The sequence below is a fragment of the Roseburia amylophila genome, from assembly GCF_025567465.1.
Taxonomy (GTDB): Bacteria; Bacillota; Clostridia; order Lachnospirales; family Lachnospiraceae; genus Roseburia_C; species Roseburia_C amylophila.
Genome location: NZ_JAOQKI010000007.1, coordinates 138,722 through 159,129, shown reverse-complemented (window position 1 = coordinate 159,129; position 20,408 = coordinate 138,722). Strand labels below are relative to the sequence as shown.

The 20,408-nt window shown below is 39.3% G+C and carries 17 protein-coding genes, 1 other RNA gene and 1 other annotated feature; of the genes, 13 read left to right on the top strand and 5 right to left on the bottom strand.

The features are described 5' to 3' along the window. Positions 1–256: 256 nt before the first annotated feature. On the bottom strand, positions 257–1,159 hold the full coding sequence (locus OCV43_RS06340) for a LysR family transcriptional regulator (protein ID WP_022243893.1): 903 nt from the start codon (positions 1,157–1,159) through the stop codon (positions 257–259). Positions 1,160–1,290: 131 nt separating this feature from the next. On the opposite strand from OCV43_RS06340, the gene leuC reads away from it, so the two are divergent. Both leuC and leuD read left to right on the top strand, forming a co-directional pair. Further along, positions 1,291–2,550 carry a 3-isopropylmalate dehydratase large subunit gene (gene leuC, locus OCV43_RS06335; RefSeq protein ID WP_022243892.1) on the top strand — a complete coding sequence of 420 codons (1,260 nt, stop codon included), beginning with the start codon at positions 1,291–1,293 and terminating at the stop codon, positions 2,548–2,550. A 12-nt stretch (positions 2,551–2,562) separates the two neighbouring features. Next, a complete protein-coding gene (gene leuD, locus OCV43_RS06330) occupies positions 2,563–3,051 on the top strand; it encodes a 3-isopropylmalate dehydratase small subunit (RefSeq protein ID WP_262623660.1) in 489 nt (162 codons plus the stop codon). Here leuD and OCV43_RS06325 read toward each other — a convergent pair. Further along, positions 3,038–3,847, bottom strand: coding sequence for an AP2/ERF family transcription factor (locus OCV43_RS06325; RefSeq protein WP_227700052.1), 810 nt, complete (start codon positions 3,845–3,847; stop codon positions 3,038–3,040). The two genes, leuD and OCV43_RS06325, sit on opposite strands and share 14 nt — an antisense overlap. Positions 3,848–4,128: 281 nt before the next feature. On the opposite strand from OCV43_RS06325, the gene OCV43_RS06320 reads away from it, so the two are divergent. Together OCV43_RS06320 and thrC are read left to right on the top strand one after the other, a co-directional pair. Further along, on the top strand, positions 4,129–5,535 hold the full coding sequence (locus OCV43_RS06320) for a WD40/YVTN/BNR-like repeat-containing protein (protein ID WP_262623659.1): 1,407 nt from the start codon (positions 4,129–4,131) through the stop codon (positions 5,533–5,535). Between the two features lie 72 nt (positions 5,536–5,607). Beyond that, positions 5,608–7,098, top strand: coding sequence for a threonine synthase (thrC, locus tag OCV43_RS06315; RefSeq protein ID WP_262623658.1), 1,491 nt, complete (start codon positions 5,608–5,610; stop codon positions 7,096–7,098). 122 nt (positions 7,099–7,220) lie between these two features. On the opposite strand, the gene OCV43_RS06310 is transcribed toward thrC, so the two are convergent. Together OCV43_RS06310 and OCV43_RS06305 are read right to left on the bottom strand one after the other, a co-directional pair. After that, on the bottom strand, positions 7,221–8,102 hold the full coding sequence (locus OCV43_RS06310; RefSeq protein ID WP_022243887.1) for a hypothetical protein: 882 nt from the start codon (positions 8,100–8,102) through the stop codon (positions 7,221–7,223). Between the two features lie 2 nt (positions 8,103–8,104). Beyond that, a complete protein-coding gene (locus OCV43_RS06305; protein WP_117698987.1) occupies positions 8,105–8,482 on the bottom strand; it encodes a response regulator in 378 nt (125 codons plus the stop codon). Between the two features lie 216 nt (positions 8,483–8,698). Here OCV43_RS06305 and OCV43_RS06300 point away from each other — a divergent pair, with 216 nt between their 5' ends. Further along, positions 8,699–9,043: a hypothetical protein gene (locus OCV43_RS06300; RefSeq protein WP_022243885.1), complete on the top strand. Its 345-nt coding sequence runs from the start codon at positions 8,699–8,701 to the stop codon at positions 9,041–9,043. 127 nt (positions 9,044–9,170) lie between these two features. Here the strand turns inward: OCV43_RS06300 and OCV43_RS06295 are convergent, their stop codons facing one another. Next, on the bottom strand, positions 9,171–10,532 hold the full coding sequence (locus tag OCV43_RS06295) for a citrate/2-methylcitrate synthase (RefSeq protein WP_227700055.1): 1,362 nt from the start codon (positions 10,530–10,532) through the stop codon (positions 9,171–9,173). Between the two features lie 220 nt (positions 10,533–10,752). On the opposite strand from OCV43_RS06295, the gene deoC reads away from it, so the two are divergent. The 8 genes from deoC to queA all read left to right on the top strand — a co-directional run bounded on the left by deoC (position 10,753) and on the right by queA (position 20,348). After that, positions 10,753–11,397 carry a deoxyribose-phosphate aldolase gene (gene deoC, locus OCV43_RS06290; protein WP_022243883.1) on the top strand — a complete coding sequence of 215 codons (645 nt, stop codon included), beginning with the start codon at positions 10,753–10,755 and terminating at the stop codon, positions 11,395–11,397. 79 nt (positions 11,398–11,476) lie between these two features. After that, on the top strand, positions 11,477–11,884 hold the full coding sequence (locus OCV43_RS06285; protein ID WP_022243882.1) for a cytidine deaminase: 408 nt from the start codon (positions 11,477–11,479) through the stop codon (positions 11,882–11,884). Between the two features lie 83 nt (positions 11,885–11,967). Beyond that, positions 11,968–12,147: non-coding RNA, 6S RNA (gene ssrS, locus OCV43_RS06280), on the top strand. A 182-nt stretch (positions 12,148–12,329) separates the two neighbouring features. Beyond that, complete coding sequence (locus tag OCV43_RS06275; protein WP_262623657.1) at positions 12,330–14,558, top strand: SpoIID/LytB domain-containing protein; 2,229 nt, start codon at positions 12,330–12,332, stop codon at positions 14,556–14,558. Between the two features lie 2 nt (positions 14,559–14,560). Continuing rightward, positions 14,561–15,415 carry a YihY/virulence factor BrkB family protein gene (locus tag OCV43_RS06270; RefSeq protein WP_022243880.1) on the top strand — a complete coding sequence of 285 codons (855 nt, stop codon included), beginning with the start codon at positions 14,561–14,563 and terminating at the stop codon, positions 15,413–15,415. Positions 15,416–15,462: 47 nt separating this feature from the next. Next, positions 15,463–15,679: a binding site (T-box leader), on the top strand. A gap of 100 nt (positions 15,680–15,779) precedes the next feature. Beyond that, positions 15,780–16,799: a phenylalanine--tRNA ligase subunit alpha gene (gene pheS / locus OCV43_RS06265; RefSeq protein ID WP_117698997.1), complete on the top strand. Its 1,020-nt coding sequence runs from the start codon at positions 15,780–15,782 to the stop codon at positions 16,797–16,799. Positions 16,800–16,881: 82 nt separating this feature from the next. Next, positions 16,882–19,305, top strand: a complete 2,424-nt coding sequence (gene pheT, locus OCV43_RS06260) for a phenylalanine--tRNA ligase subunit beta (RefSeq protein ID WP_262623656.1) — start codon at positions 16,882–16,884, stop codon at positions 19,303–19,305. Positions 19,306–19,322: 17 nt separating this feature from the next. Further along, a complete protein-coding gene (gene queA, locus OCV43_RS06255) occupies positions 19,323–20,348 on the top strand; it encodes a tRNA preQ1(34) S-adenosylmethionine ribosyltransferase-isomerase QueA (RefSeq protein ID WP_262623655.1) in 1,026 nt (341 codons plus the stop codon). The last annotated feature ends 60 nt before the right edge of the window (positions 20,349–20,408 follow it).

The window sequence follows — 20,408 nt, the reverse complement described above, 5'->3', positions numbered from 1 at the left end:
AGTGACCTCCATAAGATGGATAAATCTTTTACAGAATGGGATTAGCCATCAACACGTTTTGTCCTATAACCCGAAAAATCGCATGCTTGCATGCGGATTTGGCGAGCACCGCGATAACTCGAGAAACTCGCAAAGCGTGTTTCTCGTAGTTACAGGAAATTGCTTTCCTGTAAAGTAAAAAACGCTCCGTGAGAAACTCTCAAAGTATGTTTCTCGTAGCTGACAGGCATTTGTAAGAAACTGACAGTGATGCATCTTATTCGCCCGGATGAAAATTCTGGTAGAAATCAATAAATAATTCCAAGGATTTCGAAGGCTTTAAGGTGTTTTTATAAGCGAAGCCAATTTCACGCTTGTGAATTGGAAAACCAAGTGGAATCTCTAATAACTCTTTATTTGCAAGTTCGTTCTGGACAAATTGGCGGATGACGCAGGCAACACCCAGGTTGGTTTTTGCAAAGTCAATTAAGAGGTCCATCGTAGAGACTTCGATTAAATCTCTGGTCTCAATTTTATTTTCCTGTAAATAATCATCAATATACTGACGGGTCATGTTGTGCTTATCAAGAAGCATCAGTGTAGAATGCTGTAAGATTGCATCGGAAGAAATGCCCCTTGCATTCAATACGTTTAAGTAAGCTTCCGTTGCAACAAAAATATCTTCAATTTCAGCCACATTGCTGAAATTTAAAGTCTTCTGGTTTTCCGGCCTTGCAATCAGACCGATATCAATTTTGTTTTCTTCTAACATCTGTAAGGATTCGTTGGTAGACTGGCATACGATAGAAATATTAATATGCGGATAACGTTTTGTGAAATCCTTTAAATAAGGCAGAAGCATGTATTTGCAGAGTGTGGAACTGACACCGATTTTTAAGTGGCCGACACCAAGCTCTAAGGAGTTCTTTAATTTATCTTCCCCTAAAGTCAGAGTTTCGAAAGCGGAACTGACATGAGTAAAAAGTAGTTCGCCTTCTTCGGTCAGCAATACGCCGCGGGAACTTCGGCGGAAGAGTTCGCAGCCCAGGCTTTCCTCTAGTTTCTGTATGGATTTACTGATGGCAGGCTGGCTGATATAAAGCTCTTTGGCTGCCTTTGATATATTCTGTGTTTTTGCTACGGTATAGAAAATACGGTAACTGGATAAACTCTGTAACATTTATAGATCCCTCCGTGTTTATAACTAAAAATCATAATAAATATGTTTAATATGTATTTCCATTATACCACTAGCTGTGCTATAATAGCAACTGTATAGAAAAAATGATTTAATTTCAGGAGGAATTTCAAATGGGAATGACAATGACACAGAAGATTCTTGCGGCACATGCGGGACTTGATTCTGTTCAGGCTGGCCAGTTGATTGAAGCAGATTTAGACTTGGTATTGGGAAATGATATCACTTCACCGGTGGCTATCCATGAGATAGAGAAAATGAAAGTAGACGGAGTGTTCCATAAGGATAAAATCGCACTGGTTATGGACCACTTTGTACCAAATAAAGACATCAAATCTGCACAGCATTGTAAATGCGTCAGAGAGTTTGCATGCAAAAACGAAATCACCAACTACTTTGATGTAGGAGAAATGGGTATCGAACATGCACTTCTTCCGGAAAAAGGACTGACTGTTGCAGGAGATGTTATTATCGGAGCAGATTCACATACCTGTACTTATGGAGCATTGGGAGCATTTTCCACCGGTGTTGGAAGTACTGATATGGCGGCAGGAATGGCAACCGGAAAAGCATGGTTTAAAGTACCATCCGCGATTAAATTCAACATCACAGGAAAACCAGCACCATGGATTAGCGGTAAAGATGTTATTTTACATATCATCGGAATGATTGGTGTGGATGGAGCATTATATAAGTCTATGGAATTCGTAGGTGATGGTATCCGGTATCTTTCCATGGATGACCGTTTTACCATTGCAAATATGGCAATTGAAGCCGGCGGAAAGAACGGAATCTTCCCGGTAGACGAGAAAGCAGAAGCATATATGAAAGAGCATTCCAAGCGCCCTTATAAAGTATATGAAGCAGATGAGGATGCTGTATATGATGAGGAGTATACCATTGACCTTAGTACACTTCGCCCAACCGTAGCATTTCCACATCTTCCGGAAAATACAAAGACCATTGATGAAGTAGGCGACATTACTATTGATCAGGTAGTAATCGGTTCCTGTACGAATGGAAGATTAGATGACCTTAAGATTGCAGCTTCTATCCTGAAAGGAAAGAAAGTAAAGAAAGGTTTACGTGTAATCGTAATTCCTGCAACCCAGCAGATTTATCTGGATGCTATGGAAGCCGGATATATCAGAACCTTTATTGAAGCAGGTGCTATTGTCAGCACACCGACCTGCGGACCTTGCCTTGGTGGCTATATGGGAATCCTTGCTGAGAATGAAAGATGCGTATCTACAACCAACCGTAACTTTGTGGGACGTATGGGACATGTGGATTCGGAAATTTATCTGGCAAGCCCGGCAGTTGCAGCAGCAAGTGCAATTACAGGAAAGATTTCCAGCCCGGAAGAAGTATAGGAGGATTAGAACATGAAAGCAGCAGAAGGAAAAGTATTTAAATTCGGTGACAACGTAGACACGGATGTTATTATACCGGCAAGATATCTGAATTCTTCCGACCCTAAGGAACTTGCCTTACATTGTATGGAAGATATTGATAAGGAATTCGTAAATAAAGTATCTGCAGGAGATATTATTGTAGCGGAGAAGAACTTTGGATGCGGTTCATCCAGAGAACATGCACCAATTGCAATTAAAGCCGCTGGTGTAAGCTGCGTCATAGCAGAGACTTTTGCACGTATTTTCTATCGTAATGCAATCAATATCGGACTTCCGATTATTGAATGTAAGGAAGCAGCTTTGGAAATCAAAGCAGGAGATGAGGTAGAGGTAAATTTTGATACTGGTGTCATTACCGACAAGACCACTGGAAAGAGTTTCCAGGGTCAGGCATTCCCACCATTTATGCAGAAGATTATCGATTGCGGGGGACTGGTAAATTACATCAATCAGAAATAGCAGAAAGTGTAGAAAGATAATTGATATATTTTGGAGAGATTTTAAGATTAGTATAAATTTCTGCATATTCTCTAGCGGATAGCTCTGTAATATAGTTTTCTTCAAAATTCTTATGAATACCGGCTGCCTTTGCCAGATCAACAGCTTTGTTGTAGGCAATGGCAGCTTTTTCTTCGGAAGAATAAGTACCAATGGAATAATTGCCATTGATATGGATAAAAGCCTGATAACGGAGGAGTCCATTGTGCTCTGTTTGTACAACTCCACGGTAGCGGTTAATGACAATAATATTGGCATAGCTGTAATCGAAGGGGTTACCATTGGCGAAAGTGTAATCTACATCCAGTACCGCATGATTACGGACTCCATAGCGGGAGAGAATCCCGGTCTGCATGCCGTATTCATTTACAAAAAGCCGACCACCACGCTGCATAATCTTGTGGCTGGAATAAAAGAATAAATCATCAATATCAAATTTATATTCCGTCTGTGGTGCGAGAAAATAGAGAAAATAATTCTGCTTCAGATAAATCGGATTCTTGATATAGACGCCATTGTCACGGAAATTTAAAAGTGTAATGGCTTTGGCAAAATCTAAAAGTTTAATATATGCGGTATAATTTTCCAGTGTGATTTCGGACTCAGAAAGTAGAGAAGTCCCCTCTTTATAGGCAAGATGGGCTTCTTCTTCCGTTGGAAAGCTTCCAAGACTGATATGTTTTCTTTTATAGGTAAGGCTGGAACGGTAGTAGATGGTTCCGTCTTTTGTTTTGGCTGAAAAAGCACCGGAAAGCATGGTAAATCCTCACATTCTAAAATTCTTAGCTACAAATCATCTGTAAGAAGCTGCCGGTGGCGAGTTCTTACGGTAAGTATCACTTTGAGTATAACATTTTTAGGAAAGCATGAAAACAGGAAAATATCTTAAGAAAATATCAAACTTTTGAAATGAAAAATATGCTATGATACCAATATATATTGGAAATTGCAAGGATATAAAAATTCGTGGAAATATCAGGAATATTTGGCGGCGTTATTGGAATAGTGATATGATTGCAGGTGGAAAGGAGCAATTCGTTGAAGCAGGAAAATACAAGAAAGAAATATCAATTAAAAAACTGGCTAAAAGCAGGGATGATTCTGTTACTGGTATGCCTTGGAGGGTTATATTTTTTCAAGACATCCGAACGGTTTCAAAAAAGTGATGAAGTAAAGATAACATTAAAGCATGATAATTTCTTTGATGACAGTGTAGCAGGGATATTGGAGGATCTGGATAATGAAATCGGGCTTCCCAAGAAAATTTATCTGGTGAACCATTTTGATGTGACTTTCTATGCTACCGGAGAAATTGCTGCAATAGATACATTTTTCTATGGTGAGGATGAGAATGGAGAAACCAGAACCTATCTTGTGGACTATAACCGGAAGAAAAGCAGCAAAATGACAGTTTACATCAATAATTATGCCGAGACAGATTATGAAGAAGATATGTGTCTGACACCGCTTTTTGAACTGTTGGGAAATATAAAGGTGAAAGAACGGGTAGATAGCTGGGCAGAAGAAACAAAGAGCCATACCTTTGGAATAAGTTATTCGGGGAAAAGAGCTTTTACCAGTGCAGATAGCCTGCAGGTGATAAAAGCAGAAAGTGCAGATATAGATGAAAATGAAGATATAGATGGAACTGCAGATACAAATGAAAATTCAATTTTAAGCCAGTTGGAATATGGCGGAGAAGTTACAGGTTTTGCAGTTACATTTTCTACTGGTGGCGAAGAAAATACAGGTGAAATTATAACTTATATCATAAATCCAAAATATACCAGTGCTGCAGTGTTAGCCCAGCAAAACCGGCAGGAACAGATTGAGAAAGCCAAAAACAGCTCCGGTGATGTCACAGGAGATAAAAACGGGAATAAAGATAATAGTAATATATCTGGCAGTGAGGACGAAGAAGGAGAAGAGGCTACACCATGGACAGAAAACAGGGAAGATGGAAGCGTGTACTTTTTTTTAGATGACAATACCGGTTATCGTCTGTTGGTGGCGGATGCAGCTGCCGGCAGCCGTTTTTATGAGCTTGAAATGACAAAGGACGGCGGGCAGAGCTGGAATCAGCAAAATGCAGATCCGTTTGATGGAAATATTGGTGTGGCAGAAGGAATAGAATTCTATAATGAAAATCTGGGCGTTATCGGATTGGCTGGAGCGTCAGGTGATTATTCCACACTTTATTTGACACAGGATGGCGGGAAAACATTTTCCATGATTGAGCTTTCCATGGATGAAGTGACAGAACTTCCGGACACAGCAGCAGAGTATGGATTTTCCATATCAGACTATGATTATTGCAAGATGCCACAGCAGAAAGATGGAAAACTTATAATAAAAGTAATATCTGCTATGGGTGAAAACGATGGAATTCTTTTTGAATCCATAGATAGTGGGAATACATGGAATTATTCTGGGATAAGTTATTGACAGTAAACTGCTGGTTCTTATATAATGAAAGACAGAACAAATTTTATGCAGAGAGCAAAAGAGGGACAAAAAATGGATTTGATTTACACAAGTACAAGAAACTCAGATGAAAAGGCAACAGCTTCACAGGCAATTTTAAAGGGTCTTGCAGGAGACGGTGGTTTATTTGTGCCGGATTCATTACCAAAGCTTGACGTTGATATGGATACCCTGGCAAAAATGAGCTATCAGGAGACTGCTTATGAGGTAATGAAGCTTTTCTTAACAGACTTTACAGAAGAAGAGTTAAAGCATTGTATCAATAGTGCGTATGATTCTAAATTTGATACAGAAGAGATTGCTCCGTTAGTAGATGCAGACGGTGCATATTATCTGGAGCTTTTTCATGGAGCTACGATAGCATTTAAGGATATGGCATTATCCATTCTGCCTTACCTTATGACAACTGCTGCAAAGAAAAACCATGTAAAGAATGAAATTGTTATTTTAACAGCAACTTCCGGTGATACCGGAAAAGCTGCTTTAGCAGGATTTGCAGACGTTCCTGGTACTAAGATTATTGTATTCTATCCAAAGAATGGTGTCAGCCCGATTCAGGAGAAGCAGATGGTTACCCAGAAAGGGGCAAATACACATGTAGTTGGTATTCATGGTAACTTTGACCAGGCACAGACCGGCGTTAAGAAAATGTTTTCTGATAAAGAACTGGCAGAATTGATGGACAAAGCCGGATATCAGTTTTCCTCTGCTAACTCTATTAATATCGGCCGTCTTGTTCCTCAGATTGTTTATTATGTATATGCATATGCAAAATTATATGAAAATGGTGCAATTGCAAAAGATGAAAAGATTAATGTTGTAGTTCCAACCGGTAACTTCGGAAATATCTTAGCAGCTTTCTATGCAAAGAACTTAGGACTTCCGATTGCAAAATTAATCTGTGCTTCCAATGAGAACAAAGTATTATTTGACTTCTTCTCAACCGGAACCTATGACAGAAACCGTGAATTTGTATTAACTTCTTCTCCATCCATGGATATCCTGATTTCCAGCAACTTAGAGCGCCTGATTTATCGTATTGCCGGAAATGATGCAGAGAAAAATGCTGAATTCATGCGTGCATTAACAGAAGAGGGCAAATATATGATTACCGATGAGATGCGTGCCCAGCTTGCTGACTTCTATGGCAATTACACCACAGAGGAAGAAACAGCAGAAGTAATCCGTGACCTCTATGAGAAGACCGGCTATGTGATTGATACACATACTGCTGTAGCAACCGGTGTATACCACAAATATGTAAAAGAGACCGGTGATAATACCAAGACTGTTATTGCATCAACAGCAAGCCCGTTCAAGTTTACCAGAAGCGTAATGGATGCCATTGATAAAGAAAAATATGATTCCATGACTGATTTTGAACTGGTAGATGAGTTAAGCAAGATTGCAAATGTAACAGTTCCACAGGCAATTGAAGACATCCGCAGTGCAGAAGTACTTCATAAGACAGAATGCGATGTAGAAGATATGCCTAAGACGGTAAAAGCATTTTTAAATATCTAAATGCTTATGTAAAACATGGAGAATCTGCTACCGGCAGTTTCTTATGGATACAAGGTAACAAAACCCTGTCAGAGAAATCTGACAGGGTTTCGTTTATGTAAATAAAATGTAAAGGTTTAAGATTAGATTTCCATCAGGAAGTGAATGGTTCCAAATGGGAAAATAATAGGAAATACATAAATCTTAGTGGCATTTGTAAGTGTTTCTTCCTCATGAACTTCCGGAGGACATAAGTTTAATTCCAGGGAAAATTCATTAGACATATTTACATTAAATAATCCATTGTGAAGATTTAAGAAATCTTCGATAGAGGCTTTTACATACTCATCGAATTCATGGAATTCTTCTTTGGCATAACGGGATGCAAAAGCAATTGCAACAGATTTACTCATGTCTATACCAGAATTGAAAGAAAGTAAACCTTCATCTTTCTGGGTAACACAATAGTTGGTCATATACTCGGATTTCATCAGTGGATTTAATGGTGTAAAATCCTTTCCGATGAAACGAACGATATCATTAAAGAGAAGATTAAGGTATGCAACAATCTTTCCTGACATATCAGAATTATCAAAATGGAAGAATTTATGAATCAGCTTTTCAACCATATCATTCTGTTCGTTAGCAACATTTAAATCATCAATTTCATTACTTGCCTGATATTCTGCAAGTAATTCCTCAAACTGACTGTTGGTAAGCAGTCCGTCTTCAATCAAAATCTGACCTAAAAGCAGGTAGTCTGGTTTCTGCGAGGAGAGTAATTTGTCAACCTGTTCCTTTGTAAGATATCCGCCTTCGATTGCAATTTCACCAAATTTCTTGTCTTCATGGGTCTGACGGCATATAATAGCGTCAACCTGGGAAGCATTTAATAATCCGGCATGAATTGCCAGAGTACCTAATTTCAGATAGGAAGAGGACTGCCTCTCTAATGCATCTACCAGCTTATCCGCAGGAACAGCACTTTTGCTTAAAAGAAAATTACCAAAAAACTGTGTATACATAATTATCTCCCTTCAAAATAATTCTTCAGTACCCGCTCAATCTGTTCAACATTCAACGGTTTCTGGATAAAATCCTTTGCACCGGCTTCAATTGCATTCTTTAACTGAGCCTGTGTACCAACAGAAGATACGATAATAATAACCGCTTTCGGGTCAGATTCTCTAATTTCTTTTACAGCAGCAATACCATCTTTTACTGGCATAACAATATCAAGAAAAACGATATCAGGTTTATCGGATTTGAATTTGTCAATTGCTTCCTGACCATTTGCTGCCTCAACAAAAGTTGTACCACCATACTGCGCAATAATGTCTTTCAACTGTTTTCTCGCCAGAATGGAGTCATCTCCAATCAGGATTTTTGCTTCGTCTAATTTCATATATAATCCCTCCAAATACAACTAGAATAATTAGAACATATTAATATACTACAATAGTTGAACTAAAGTTTCAATGGCTTTTTCGATAAAATTCGTGGTTTTGCATAAAAAACAAATAAAAATAGAAAGTTATATGATAAATATGTTCACATAGCAATGTAAAGTGTGGTAAGATAAATCAGAATCAGGAAAAAAGAGTAAAAGAGGTTACATATTATGAAAGTAAACTGGAATTTAGTAGTAGATGTTGTGGTAGCACTGGTAGGTGTCTATGTTCTTATGAATGGCATATGGATGAAAAGTACCGGAAAGACAAGCAGCCTTTTGGCAACGCCGGAGGAATTAAAGAAATGTAAACATCCGGAGAAGATAAGAGAAGAAGTAACACCGAAAATGCTTCTTTGCGGAGCACTGGCATTAGTATATGGCATTGTGACGGCATTGGGTGAGACCATCTTTAAACTGCCGATTATTATTAAATCAGGAATCCTTCTGCTGCTGGTGTTATCCTGTCTGTTTTTGGTCAGTACATTAAAGAATGCCAGAGAGAAGTATTTATAAAAAATATTTATTTATAATAATTTATAAAAAACTGTAGTTTATATCTGGAAAAGATACCGGATAAGAACTACAGTTTTTTTGTGTCTAGGCATTCCATAAGAAGCTGCAGGTGACAGAATCTTGCGGTTTAACGTTTGTCAATCGGAACATATTCTTTGCGTTCACCGATGTTACGATATGCAGGACGCATAATTTTTCCATTCTGGGAAAGCTCCTCTAAGCGGTGGGCACTCCAGCCGGCAATTCTTGCAATTGCAAAAATTGGTGTATAGAGTTCTAAGGGAAGGTCAAGCATATGATAAACAAATCCGCTGAAGAAGTCTACGTTTGGACTTACACCTTTATAGATTTTACGTTCTTTGGCGATGATTTCCGGTGCAAGGTGCTCTACTAAGGAATAGAGTGCAAATTCTTTTTCATATCCCTTTTCCTGGGAAAGTTTTTCCACAAAACCGCGGAAGATGACTGCTCTTGGGTCAGAAAGAGAATATACTGCATGACCCATTCCATAGATAAGACCGGCATGGTCAAAAGCTTCTTTATGAAGAAGTGCAGTAAGATATTTACCTACTTCGTCTTCGTCTGTCCAGTCTTTTACAGTGCGTTTCATATCTTCAAACATCTGAACCACTTTGATATTGGCACCACCATGTTTCGGCCCCTTCAGGGAACCAAGGGATGCTGCAATAACAGAATAAGTATCGGTTCCGGAAGAAGATACCAGATGGGTAGTAAAAGTAGAGTTATTTCCGCCACCATGCTCCATATGTAAGATTAATGCAATATCTAAAAGCTTTGCCTCTAATGGGGTATATTTACTGTCTGGCCGCAGAATATGAAGAATTGTTTCTGCAGTAGATAATTCCGGCTGTGGGGTATGAATATAAAGGCTGGCACCATCATGATAATGGCGGTAAGCCTGATAACCATATACAGAAAGCAGTGGGAATAAGCTGATAAGCTGCAAACACTGTCTCAATACATTAGGAAGTGAAATATCATCGGCACGGTCATCATAGGAATAAAGTGTAAGCACACTTCGTGCCAGTGTATTCATCATATCTTTGCTTGGAGCTTTCATAATAATATCACGTACAAAACTGGTTGGAAGTGTACGGTATTCGGAAAGCAGTCCACAGAAGTTTTTCAACTGTTCTTTGGTTGGAAGCTCACCAAACATCAGAAGATAAGCACATTCTTCAAATCCAAAATGGCTGTCCGGTGCAATTCCTTTTACTAAATCTTTTACGTTATAGCCACGGTAATAAAGTTCGCCCTCAGCTGGAATGTATTCTCCATTTACCAGCTTGGTAGAGCATACATCAGAAATGTGTGTAAGTCCTACCAGAACACCCTTTCCGTTTAAATCACGAAGACCACGGTTAACATTATATTTCGTATATAATTCAGAAGGAATGATGGATGATGCGGAGCATTTATTCGCAAGTTCCATTATTTCCGGTGTGATTTCATAAAAACGTCCTGTCATATTGTTCCTCCTCTTTTAATTATTTTAATATGTTATCATATTTCAGTTGTAGAAAACAAGAAAAAAGCGTAAATTTTAAAGAAAGTTTAAAATTGTTTTCTAAAAAATTTAGAATTATAGGAAGATGGTACTAATGTAAAAATGTTCTCTGATAAAACGTTTTTTGCTGGATAAATTACAGAATATATATTACAATTAAAAAAAATACCGGAGGCACAAAATGGAAAAAGAAGAATTATATCGTTATGTGGATCATACTGCGTTAAAAGCCTTTACCACATGGAAGGACATAGAAAAATTATGTGAAGAAGCAATAAAATACCATACCGCATCAGTCTGTATCCCAAGCTGTTACATCAGCCGGGTAAAAGAAACTTACGGCGATAAAATCAAAATCTGTACCGTAGTAGGATTTCCGTTAGGATATGCGAACACTGAAGGAAAGCTGGCAGAGACAAAGAAAGCATTGGAAGACGGCGCAGAAGAAATTGATATGGTAATTAATATCTGCGATGTAAAGAATGGGGCATATCATAAAGTAGAAGAGGAAATCCGTCTTTTAAAAGAGGCAACAGGAGATAAAATCTTAAAGGTTATTATCGAAACCTGTTATCTTACAAAAGAAGAAAAGATTGCCATGTGCCATGCGGTAACCAATGCCGGAGCAGATTTTATCAAGACATCCACCGGATTTGGAACGGCAGGTGCTACCATGGAAGACGTATTATTAATGAAAGAACACATTGGAGCAGAGGTTAAGATTAAGGCGGCCGGAGGAATCCGTACCAAAGAAGATATGGAAAATTATATTAAGGCAGGCTGTTCACGGCTTGGCACAAGTTCTGCCGTTGATATTCTGGGATAGCAGATATTAAGAGCAATGAAGAATGATAAGATAATGAAAAAAATTGTAAAACAGAAATAATTTAGAAAAGGTGAGTGTCATGGAGACGGACAAAAGACAATTATTAGAAGCGGCAAAAGAAGCCAAAAAATATTCCTATGCACCGTATTCCAATTTTCATGTAGGTGCAGCCCTTTATTGTAAGGATGGCAGTATCTATACCGGATGTAATATCGAAAATGCAGCCTTTACGCCCACGAACTGTGCGGAGCGGACAGCAGTCTTTAAGGCGGTATCGGAAGGGAAAAAAGATTTTCTGGCAATTGCTGTAGTGGGAGACAGGGAAGAACCTCTTACACCTTGTGGTGTCTGCCGGCAGGTACTGACAGAGTTTGTAGATGGAAGCACGTTTGAGGTAATTATGGAAGATGGGGCTGGAGGCATTAAAGTCATGAAATTAGAAGAACTATTTCCGGCATCTTTTTCGCCAAAAGATCTGCAATCATAAATTGTTCCACAATTTGACAGGAATTTTACATTGAAAAACGACACATATTAGAGTATAATAACAATTACAAAAAGCAGATAGTTTTATGCCTGGGATGTTCGACACGCCTGTTATTTTGAACCTACATTTACTTTAAACGGGATTCCAATATTTCCAATAGGATGTCAGGCCTCCGTTTGCAGTGGAAGGCAGAGTATTGGTTGAGGTTACCCACCTAGCTTTGCTAGGAGTCAAAATACAGGAAACGGCATTTTGGGTATATTTGCTAAAGATAAGGTATGAATAGACGAAAGAATCTTTGTGTACAAAAGAATCATAAGGTACGGAAGATAAACATATAGTATACCAAAGAAGCATGTTTACAAAAGAACCGAAAATACAAAAGAGAAAAAAGAAGCTGCTGAAAAGCAGCTTCTTTTCTGCAACAGGCAATAAAGGAGTTATTATGCGAAAAGTGAAAAGTAAAAAAAGTAATTATCTGTTGCTGTTTTGTGGAGCATTTCTGGTTCTTATACTGGTGGTTCTGATAACGGATACAAAAGGGGAGAAAAATGGATATTCCGAACAATGTGTTTATCGGAATGAGATTCCCTCCCTGCTGCAGTTTACTTATTATTCCAAGGACGAATGGGCTGAGAAACTGCCGCAACAGGGAACACTTACCTATGATGATGTAAGTGGCATTCTGGAATTGCTTCATTTAAAAGAATATATTCCTTTGGATGATTCGAAAAAAAACATTGACCGGGCAGCCTGGTTTGCTATATATGATGAAATTTTAAGTTATCTTGATACCGATACGTCTGTCTTAAAAAAGGACATTCTTGTATTGAAAAAAGAAAAAAAGCAGCTTACCACACAGGATGGCACTTATACCATTACATCCAATCCAAAGTGGTATCAGAAGCTTCACAGTTATGGTGTTTATCTGTTGGAGGATAAAGTAATCGGGGTCGCCGCAAAGGATAAAGAAGATGTGGCATTGAAAAATGCCTATCTCATTTCAAATATAGAAGGAAATCTTACATTTCTTTATCAGGGAACAGAATACCAGCTGCCGGTTGATACCGATGAAGAATTATCAAATGTCGTAGCAGATATTTCGTTCAGTGAAAAAAAGATACATAAAATCAGCCGGAAGGAAGATACCATTACCGGAAAGCTGATATCAAAAACAGATACCGCAATGGAGATTAAGGGATATGGACAAGTTGCGATAGATGAAGCCATGAAAATATATGCAACTTATGATGGAATCCGGGAAGTCTCCATGGATGCACTGATGCTGGAAAACATGGAAATTACATTTGTAGTGGCAGAAAAACAGATCTGCGCCATTCTTTTGACAGAGCCTGCTAAAATAGAAAACATCCGTGTTTTGTTATTAGACAATGATAATATGTTCCGTTCTGATGTATCATTGGTATCGGATGTGCCGGTGCATCTTTATTATGGAGAAACGGAAACTGTATTAGAAGCAGGAAGCGTGATTACAGCATCCTGTTATGCCAATATACTGACAACATCGTCTGTTTCATTAGTCACAGAGGATGGCACATCGCCATTCTATTTTACTGACAATCAGGGCAATCGCATATCCCCGGCTTATGCAGGCAGCATGGAGCTTCGTATGTATCCGGAAGGATATACAGTGGTAAATGTAGTGGATTTAGAATCCTATGTAAAGGGCGTTATCCCAAGTGAGGTTCCATCTTCTTATGGAATGGAAGCCTTAAAAGCACAGGCTGTCTGTGCCAGAAGCTATGCTTATATCCAGATGATGCACAATAAATATGAAGCTTATGGAGCACATGTAGATGACAGTGTGAATTTTCAGGTGTATAATAAGCAGAATCAGACGCCGGAAACGGTAGCTGCGGTAGATGAGACGAAAGGTCAGGTACTTTCTTATAAAGGTGATATTATAGAGACTTATTATTATTCCACATCCTATGGCCATACCGGAGATTACGAGGCCTGGAATCTTGATAAAGATGCTTATGGTTATTTGCAGGGCGTCTGGGTGCGCAGTGAAGAAAATCCCATTGATTTATCGGATGAAAAAAGCTTCTTGGATTATATCAGTAACGTAGACAGTGCCTGCTATGAATCGGATTTGAAATATTTCCGTTGGAATACTGTGCTTGATTTCCAGGGAAAAGATGAGACATTGCTTCATACGATAGCCGATAGAAAAGAGCACCAGCCGGAGGCTATTAGTTATTATAAAGATGCATCTAAGACGGAAACAACAGACAGTTGCAGCAACTTTGGCTCATTGCAGGCAATAAAGGTGGTAAAACGCAATCAGAGTGGTGTTATTTTAGAACTGGAACTTGATTTCCAGAATGGTGCAGTCAGCGTACAGTCCGAATATAATATGCGTGCAATTTTGGGCTGTGGTATTACGAATATTAACCTTTTGGATGGAAGCAGTGTGGAAATGAGTATTCTGCCCAGTGCTTATATCAGTATACAGGCAAAAGGGGATGGAACTTATGCAGTCCTCGGCGGTGGTTACGGTCATGGCATTGGCATGAGCCAGAATGGGGCACAAAAGCTTTGCGGGCAGGGCTTTGATTATAAAAGGATATTAAATTATTTTTATCAGGATACAGAACTGACTGAGTTATATCAGCCACAAAATATGACGAAGGAAGAAGGGGGTGCATAAGTTTGCTCTGGAAACTGATTGGAAATGTAAAATCATTTTTAGATAAATGTAAACGGGATAATATCAATGCATTTGCAGCACAGGCGGCATTTTTTATCCTCTTATCCAGCATCCCGTTTCTTATGGTATTCAGTTCCCTTTTGCAGTACACGCCGGTAACGGAAGGGATGATTTTACAGATTGTAAATGAAACAATGCCTGAATATATTGCACCGTTCCTGGTAAATATTATCAATGAAGTCTATACCAAATCCTTTGGAATCGTATCAATTGCAGCCATCGCAGCAGTGTGGTCGGCAGCCAAGGGTGTGCAGTATATGGCAAATGGGTTGAATGTGGTAAATGATATTGTGGAGACCAGAAACTGGTTTGTTCTCCGTTTCTGGGCGATTATTTATACCATTGTATTTGTCATTGCTATTGTAATCTCGCTGGTATTACTGGTATTTGGCAAATCATTAGAACATCTTCTGGTGAAGCATATTCCGATAATGACACATATTGTAAGTCTCATATTTGAACGTGGAAGCCTTATTATGATACTGGTGTTAGTCATTCTCTTTGTAGTGATTTTTACATTGATACCAAACCGTAAGGCAACCTTTCGTTCCCAGCTTCCGGGTGCAGTACTTTGTGCCATTGCCTGGTGTGTGTTTTCTGCCGGATTATCTATCTATGTGAATTATTTTAATGGATTTTCCATGTATGGAAGCCTGACTACATTGGTATTAATTATGTTGTGGATGTATTTTTGCATGTATATCCTGATGTTATGTGCGGAATTCAATGTGGTATTCGACGAATATATTGCAGGATTCATACAGCAGAAGAAGGAGCGGAAACGGGATAAAAAATAACTTGAAGTTTTAGAAACCCTGTGGTATTATAACATTTAGTGAAAAAGTAAAAGGCAATGAAAGTGTTCAGTAGGTTATTGTACTTTTTAAAGAGAGAGGAAATCATCGGCTGAAAGTTTCCTTAAGGTAAGGCAGTAATTGAATTTCGCACGGAAGCTGCACAGGTGAATGTTAGTAGTCTGTGACGTGATACGCGTTAAGTATTTATAAGTGTCTAATGATTTAGAAATCAGGGTGGTACCGCGGAGTAATTTCGTCCCTATGGGAAGAAAATGCTTCGCGTTTTTTTACGTGAAAAATTCGCAAAGCGTGTTTCTCGTAGTTTATTTATGAATGAAATAAAATGATAGAAGGAGATATTATTATGAAAGAAAAGCTGCAGAAAATCAGGGAAGAGGCAATTCATCAGATTGAATCATCCGGCGAACTTGGCAAACTGAATGATGTCAGAGTTGCATTTCTCGGAAAGAAAGGTGAACTCACCGCAGTATTAAAAGGAATGAAGGATGTTGCACCGGAGGACAGACCTCTGGTAGGACAGCTGGTAAACGAGACCAGGGAAGCTATTGAAAAGAAATTGGATGAGACAAAACAGAAATTAGAAGCTGCCCAGATGGAATTGAAATTAAAACATGAAGTAATTGATGTTACACTTCCGGCTAAAAAGAACCGTGTCGGCCATCGTCATCCGAATACCATTGCATTGGAAGAAGTAGAGCGTATCTTTACCGGTATGGGCTATGAAGTAGTGGAAGGACCGGAAGTAGAATATGATTATTATAACTTTGAAGCGTTAAATATTCCGGCAAATCATCCTGCAAAAGACGAGCAGGATACGTTCTATATTAATGATAAAATCGTGCTTCGTACCCAGACTTCACCGGTACAGGTCCGTGTCATGGAAAAAGGCAAGCTTCCAATCCGTATGATTGCACCGGGAAGAGTATTCCGTGCAGATGAAGTAGATGCAACCCATTCACCATCTTTCCACCAGATTGAGGGAATGGTAATCGATAAGAATATTACATTTGCAGATTTAAAGGGAACGCTGCAGGAGTTTGCAGCCCGTCTGTTCGGACCGGAAACCAAAGTAAAATTCCGTCCGCATCACTTCCCGTTTACAGAGCCAAGTGCAGAGATGGATGTCACCTGCTTTAAATGTGGCGGTAAAGGATGCCGTTTCTGTAAGGGAGAAGGATGGATTGAAATCTTAGGCTGTGGAATGGTTCATCCGAAGGTGCTTCGTATGAGCGGTATTGATCCGGAAGAATATTCAGGATTTGCATTCGGAGTTGGTCTTGAGCGTATTGCTTTATTGAAATATGAAATTGATGATATGCGTCTCTTATATGAGAATGATGACCGTTTCTTAAGACAGTTTTAATGAACAGGGAAGTTGAAGGGACATGTTTCCTGTAGTCGGAAAGAAAAGAACACAGTAGAGAGTTGATAGAAGGAGAAACAATATGAATACATCATTAAAATGGATAGAAGCTTTGGTTCCGGGACTTAATGTTAATGCACAGGAATATACCGATGCAATGATTCTGTCCGGTTCAAAAGTAGAATTTTACAAGAAAATGGATGCCGATTTAGAGAAAATCGTCGTTGGACAGATTAAGAAAATCGAGCCGCATCCGGATGCTGATAAGTTAATCATCTGTCAGGTAGATGTGGGAACAGGTGAGGACATCCAGATTGTAACCGGTGCTCCGAATGTAAAAGAAGGAGATAAAGTTCCGGTTGTATTAGATGGCGGACGTGTTGCCGGTGGACATGATGGAAAGATGACAGAAGGCGGCATCAAAATTAAAAAAGGTAAATTAAGAGGAATTGAGTCTAATGGAATGATGTGCTCCATTGAAGAACTTGGTTCTACCCGTGATATGTATCCGGAAGCTCCGGAATATGGTATCTACATCTTCGCAGAGGATGAGGTGAAACCGGGTGATGATGCAATTAAAGCATTAGGCCTTGACGATACTATTGTGGAATATGAGATTACAAACAACCGTGTAGACTGTTTCTCAATCCTTGGAATTGCCAGAGAAGCAGCAGCAACCTTTAAGAAAGAATTTGTACCGCCGGTTGTAACTGAGACCGGAAATGATGAGGATGTCAATGATTATATTAAAGTAAATGTAGTAGACAAAGAATTATGTCCTCGTTATACCGCCCGTGTGGTAAAGAATATTAAGATTGCTCCATCACCAAAGTGGATGCAGCGCAGACTTGCAGCCCAGGGAATCCGTCCAATCAATAACATTGTGGACATTACCAACTATGTTATGGAAGAATACGGACAGCCGATGCATGCATATGACTGGGATACCATCGAGGGAAAAGAGATTGTTGTAAGACGTGCCGGAAAAGGCGAATTATTTACAACTTTGGATGGTCAGGAGCGTACTTTGGATGAAAACGTTCTGATGATTTGTGATGGCAGGAAAGCAATCGGTATTGCAGGTATTATGGGTGGCGAGAATTCCATGATTACAGACAATGTAAAAACCATGCTTTTTGAAGCTGCATGCTTCGATGGAACCAATATCCGCCTTTCTGGTAAGAAAATCGGGCTTCGTACCGATGCGTCTTCCAAATTTGAAAAAGGTCTGGATCCGAACCTTGCTATGGAAGCTATGAACAGAGCCTGCCAGTTAATCGAAGAATTAGGCGCTGGTGAAGTAGTTGGCGGAGCCATTGATATTTACGAGAATAAGAAAGAAGGCAGACGGATTCCTTTTGAACCGGAGAAATACAATAAATTATTAGGAACCAATATTAAGCCTGAAGAAATGCTTTCCTATTTTAAACGTCTGGAATTAGGTTATGATAAAGAAACCAATGAAGTATTAGTTCCATCCTGGAGACAGGACTTAGAGTGTGATGCAGACCTTGCAGAAGAGGTAGCAAGATTCTTTGGTTATGCAAACATTCCAACAACCCTGCCAAGCGGAGAAGCTACTACCGGAATGTTATCCTATAAATTAAGAATTGAAGCAATTGCAAGAGAAATTGCAGAGTTCTGCGGTTTTTCACAGGGCATGAATTACTCCTTCGAAAGCCCGAAGGTATTTGATAAATTATTACTTCCGGAAGATTCACCATTACGCCAGACCGTAACAATTTCCAATCCTTTGGGAGAAGATTTCAGTATTATGCGTACCACATCCTTAAATGGAATGCTGACATCTTTATCAACCAACTACAACAGAAGAAATAAAGATGTACGTCTCTATGAATTAGGCAACATTTATCTGCCAAAGAGTGTACCGGTAACGGAACTTCCGGACGAGAGAATGCAGTTTACTCTTGGTATGTATGGTGAAGGTGATTTCTTTACCATGAAGGGTGTGGTAGAAGAATTCTTCTATAAAGTTGGAATGACGAAGAAAGCTGAATATGATCCGAAGTCCGGAAGACCTTATCTGCATCCGGGCCGTCAGGCAAACATTGTATATGATGGTAAAGTAGTTGGTTACTTAGGAGAGGTTCATCCGATTGTAGCTGCTAATTACAATATCAAAGACAGAGTATACGTTGCAGTGATTGATATGCCATCTATTATGGATGAAACAACCTTTGAACGTAAATACGAAGGTATTGCCAAATTCCCGGCAGCAACCCGTGATATCAGTATGGTTGTTCCAAAAGAGATTCTTGCAGGAGATATCGAAAAAGTATTCGACAGCAAGGGCGGCGCTTACTTAGAAAGCTACACACTGTTCGATATTTATGAAGGAGCCCAGATTAAACCGGGTTATAAATCTATTGCTTATTCACTGACCTTCCGTGCAAAGGATAAGAACTTAGAGGAAGCAGATTTAAGCGGAGCAATGAACCGCATTGTAAAAGCATTAGAAGCAATGAAGATTGAACTGAGAGCTTAGAAATAGAGGAAAGAAACATGGATGTAAAAGATTTTGATTACGATTTACCGGAGGAACTGATTGCGCAGGATCCTCTGGAGGATCGTTCCAGTTCCAGACTCATGGTCTTAGATAAGAAAACAGGAGACATTGAACATAAAATATTCCGTGATGTAGTAGATTATCTGCAGCCGGGAGACTGTCTTGTGTTAAATAATACCAAGGTAATTCCGGCAAGACTGTTTGGAGTCAAAGAGGGAACGGAAGCCAAAATAGAGATTCTTCTTTTAAAGAGAAAAGAAAATGATATCTGGGAAACACTGGTAAAACCGGGAAAGAAATGTAAGCCTGGTGTTAAGATTTCTTTTGGAGAGGGACTTTTGACCGGAGAAGTCTTAGAGGTCGTAGAAGATGGTAACCGGCTGATTCAGTTTCACTATGATGGAATCTTTGAAGAGATTTTAGACCAGCTTGGTCAGATGCCATTGCCGCCTTATATTACCCATCAGTTAAAGGATAAGAACCGTTATCAGACAGTATATGCCAAATATGATGGTTCTGCCGCTGCCCCAACAGCGGGACTTCATTTTACACCGGAATTATTACAGCAGATTCGTGATATGGGCATAGATATAGCAGAAGTTACCCTTCATGTGGGACTTGGCACTTTCCGTCCGGTAAAAGTAGATACCATCGAAGAGCACCATATGCATTCGGAATTCTACCGGATCGAACAGTCGGAAGCCGATAAAATCAATCGTGCCAAAGCAAATGGCCACCGGGTAGTTGCCGTGGGAACCACCAGTACAAGAACTTTAGAGTCTGCAGCAGAAGAAGATGGCACTTTACGGGAAAAGAGCGGATGGACGGATATCTTTATTTATCCGGGCTATAAGTTTAAGGTTATAGATGCTCTGATTACGAATTTCCACCTGCCACAGTCTACCCTTGTGATGTTGGTGTCTGCTCTTGCAGGCAGGGAACATATTCTGGCTGCCTATAAGAAAGCAGTAGAAGAAAAATACCGTTTCTTTAGTTTTGGGGATGCTATGCTGATAAAATAATTTCTTATTGTCAGAATTCGAAATATAGGATAAAATAATTTTATTAGCTTTAATCTTGAT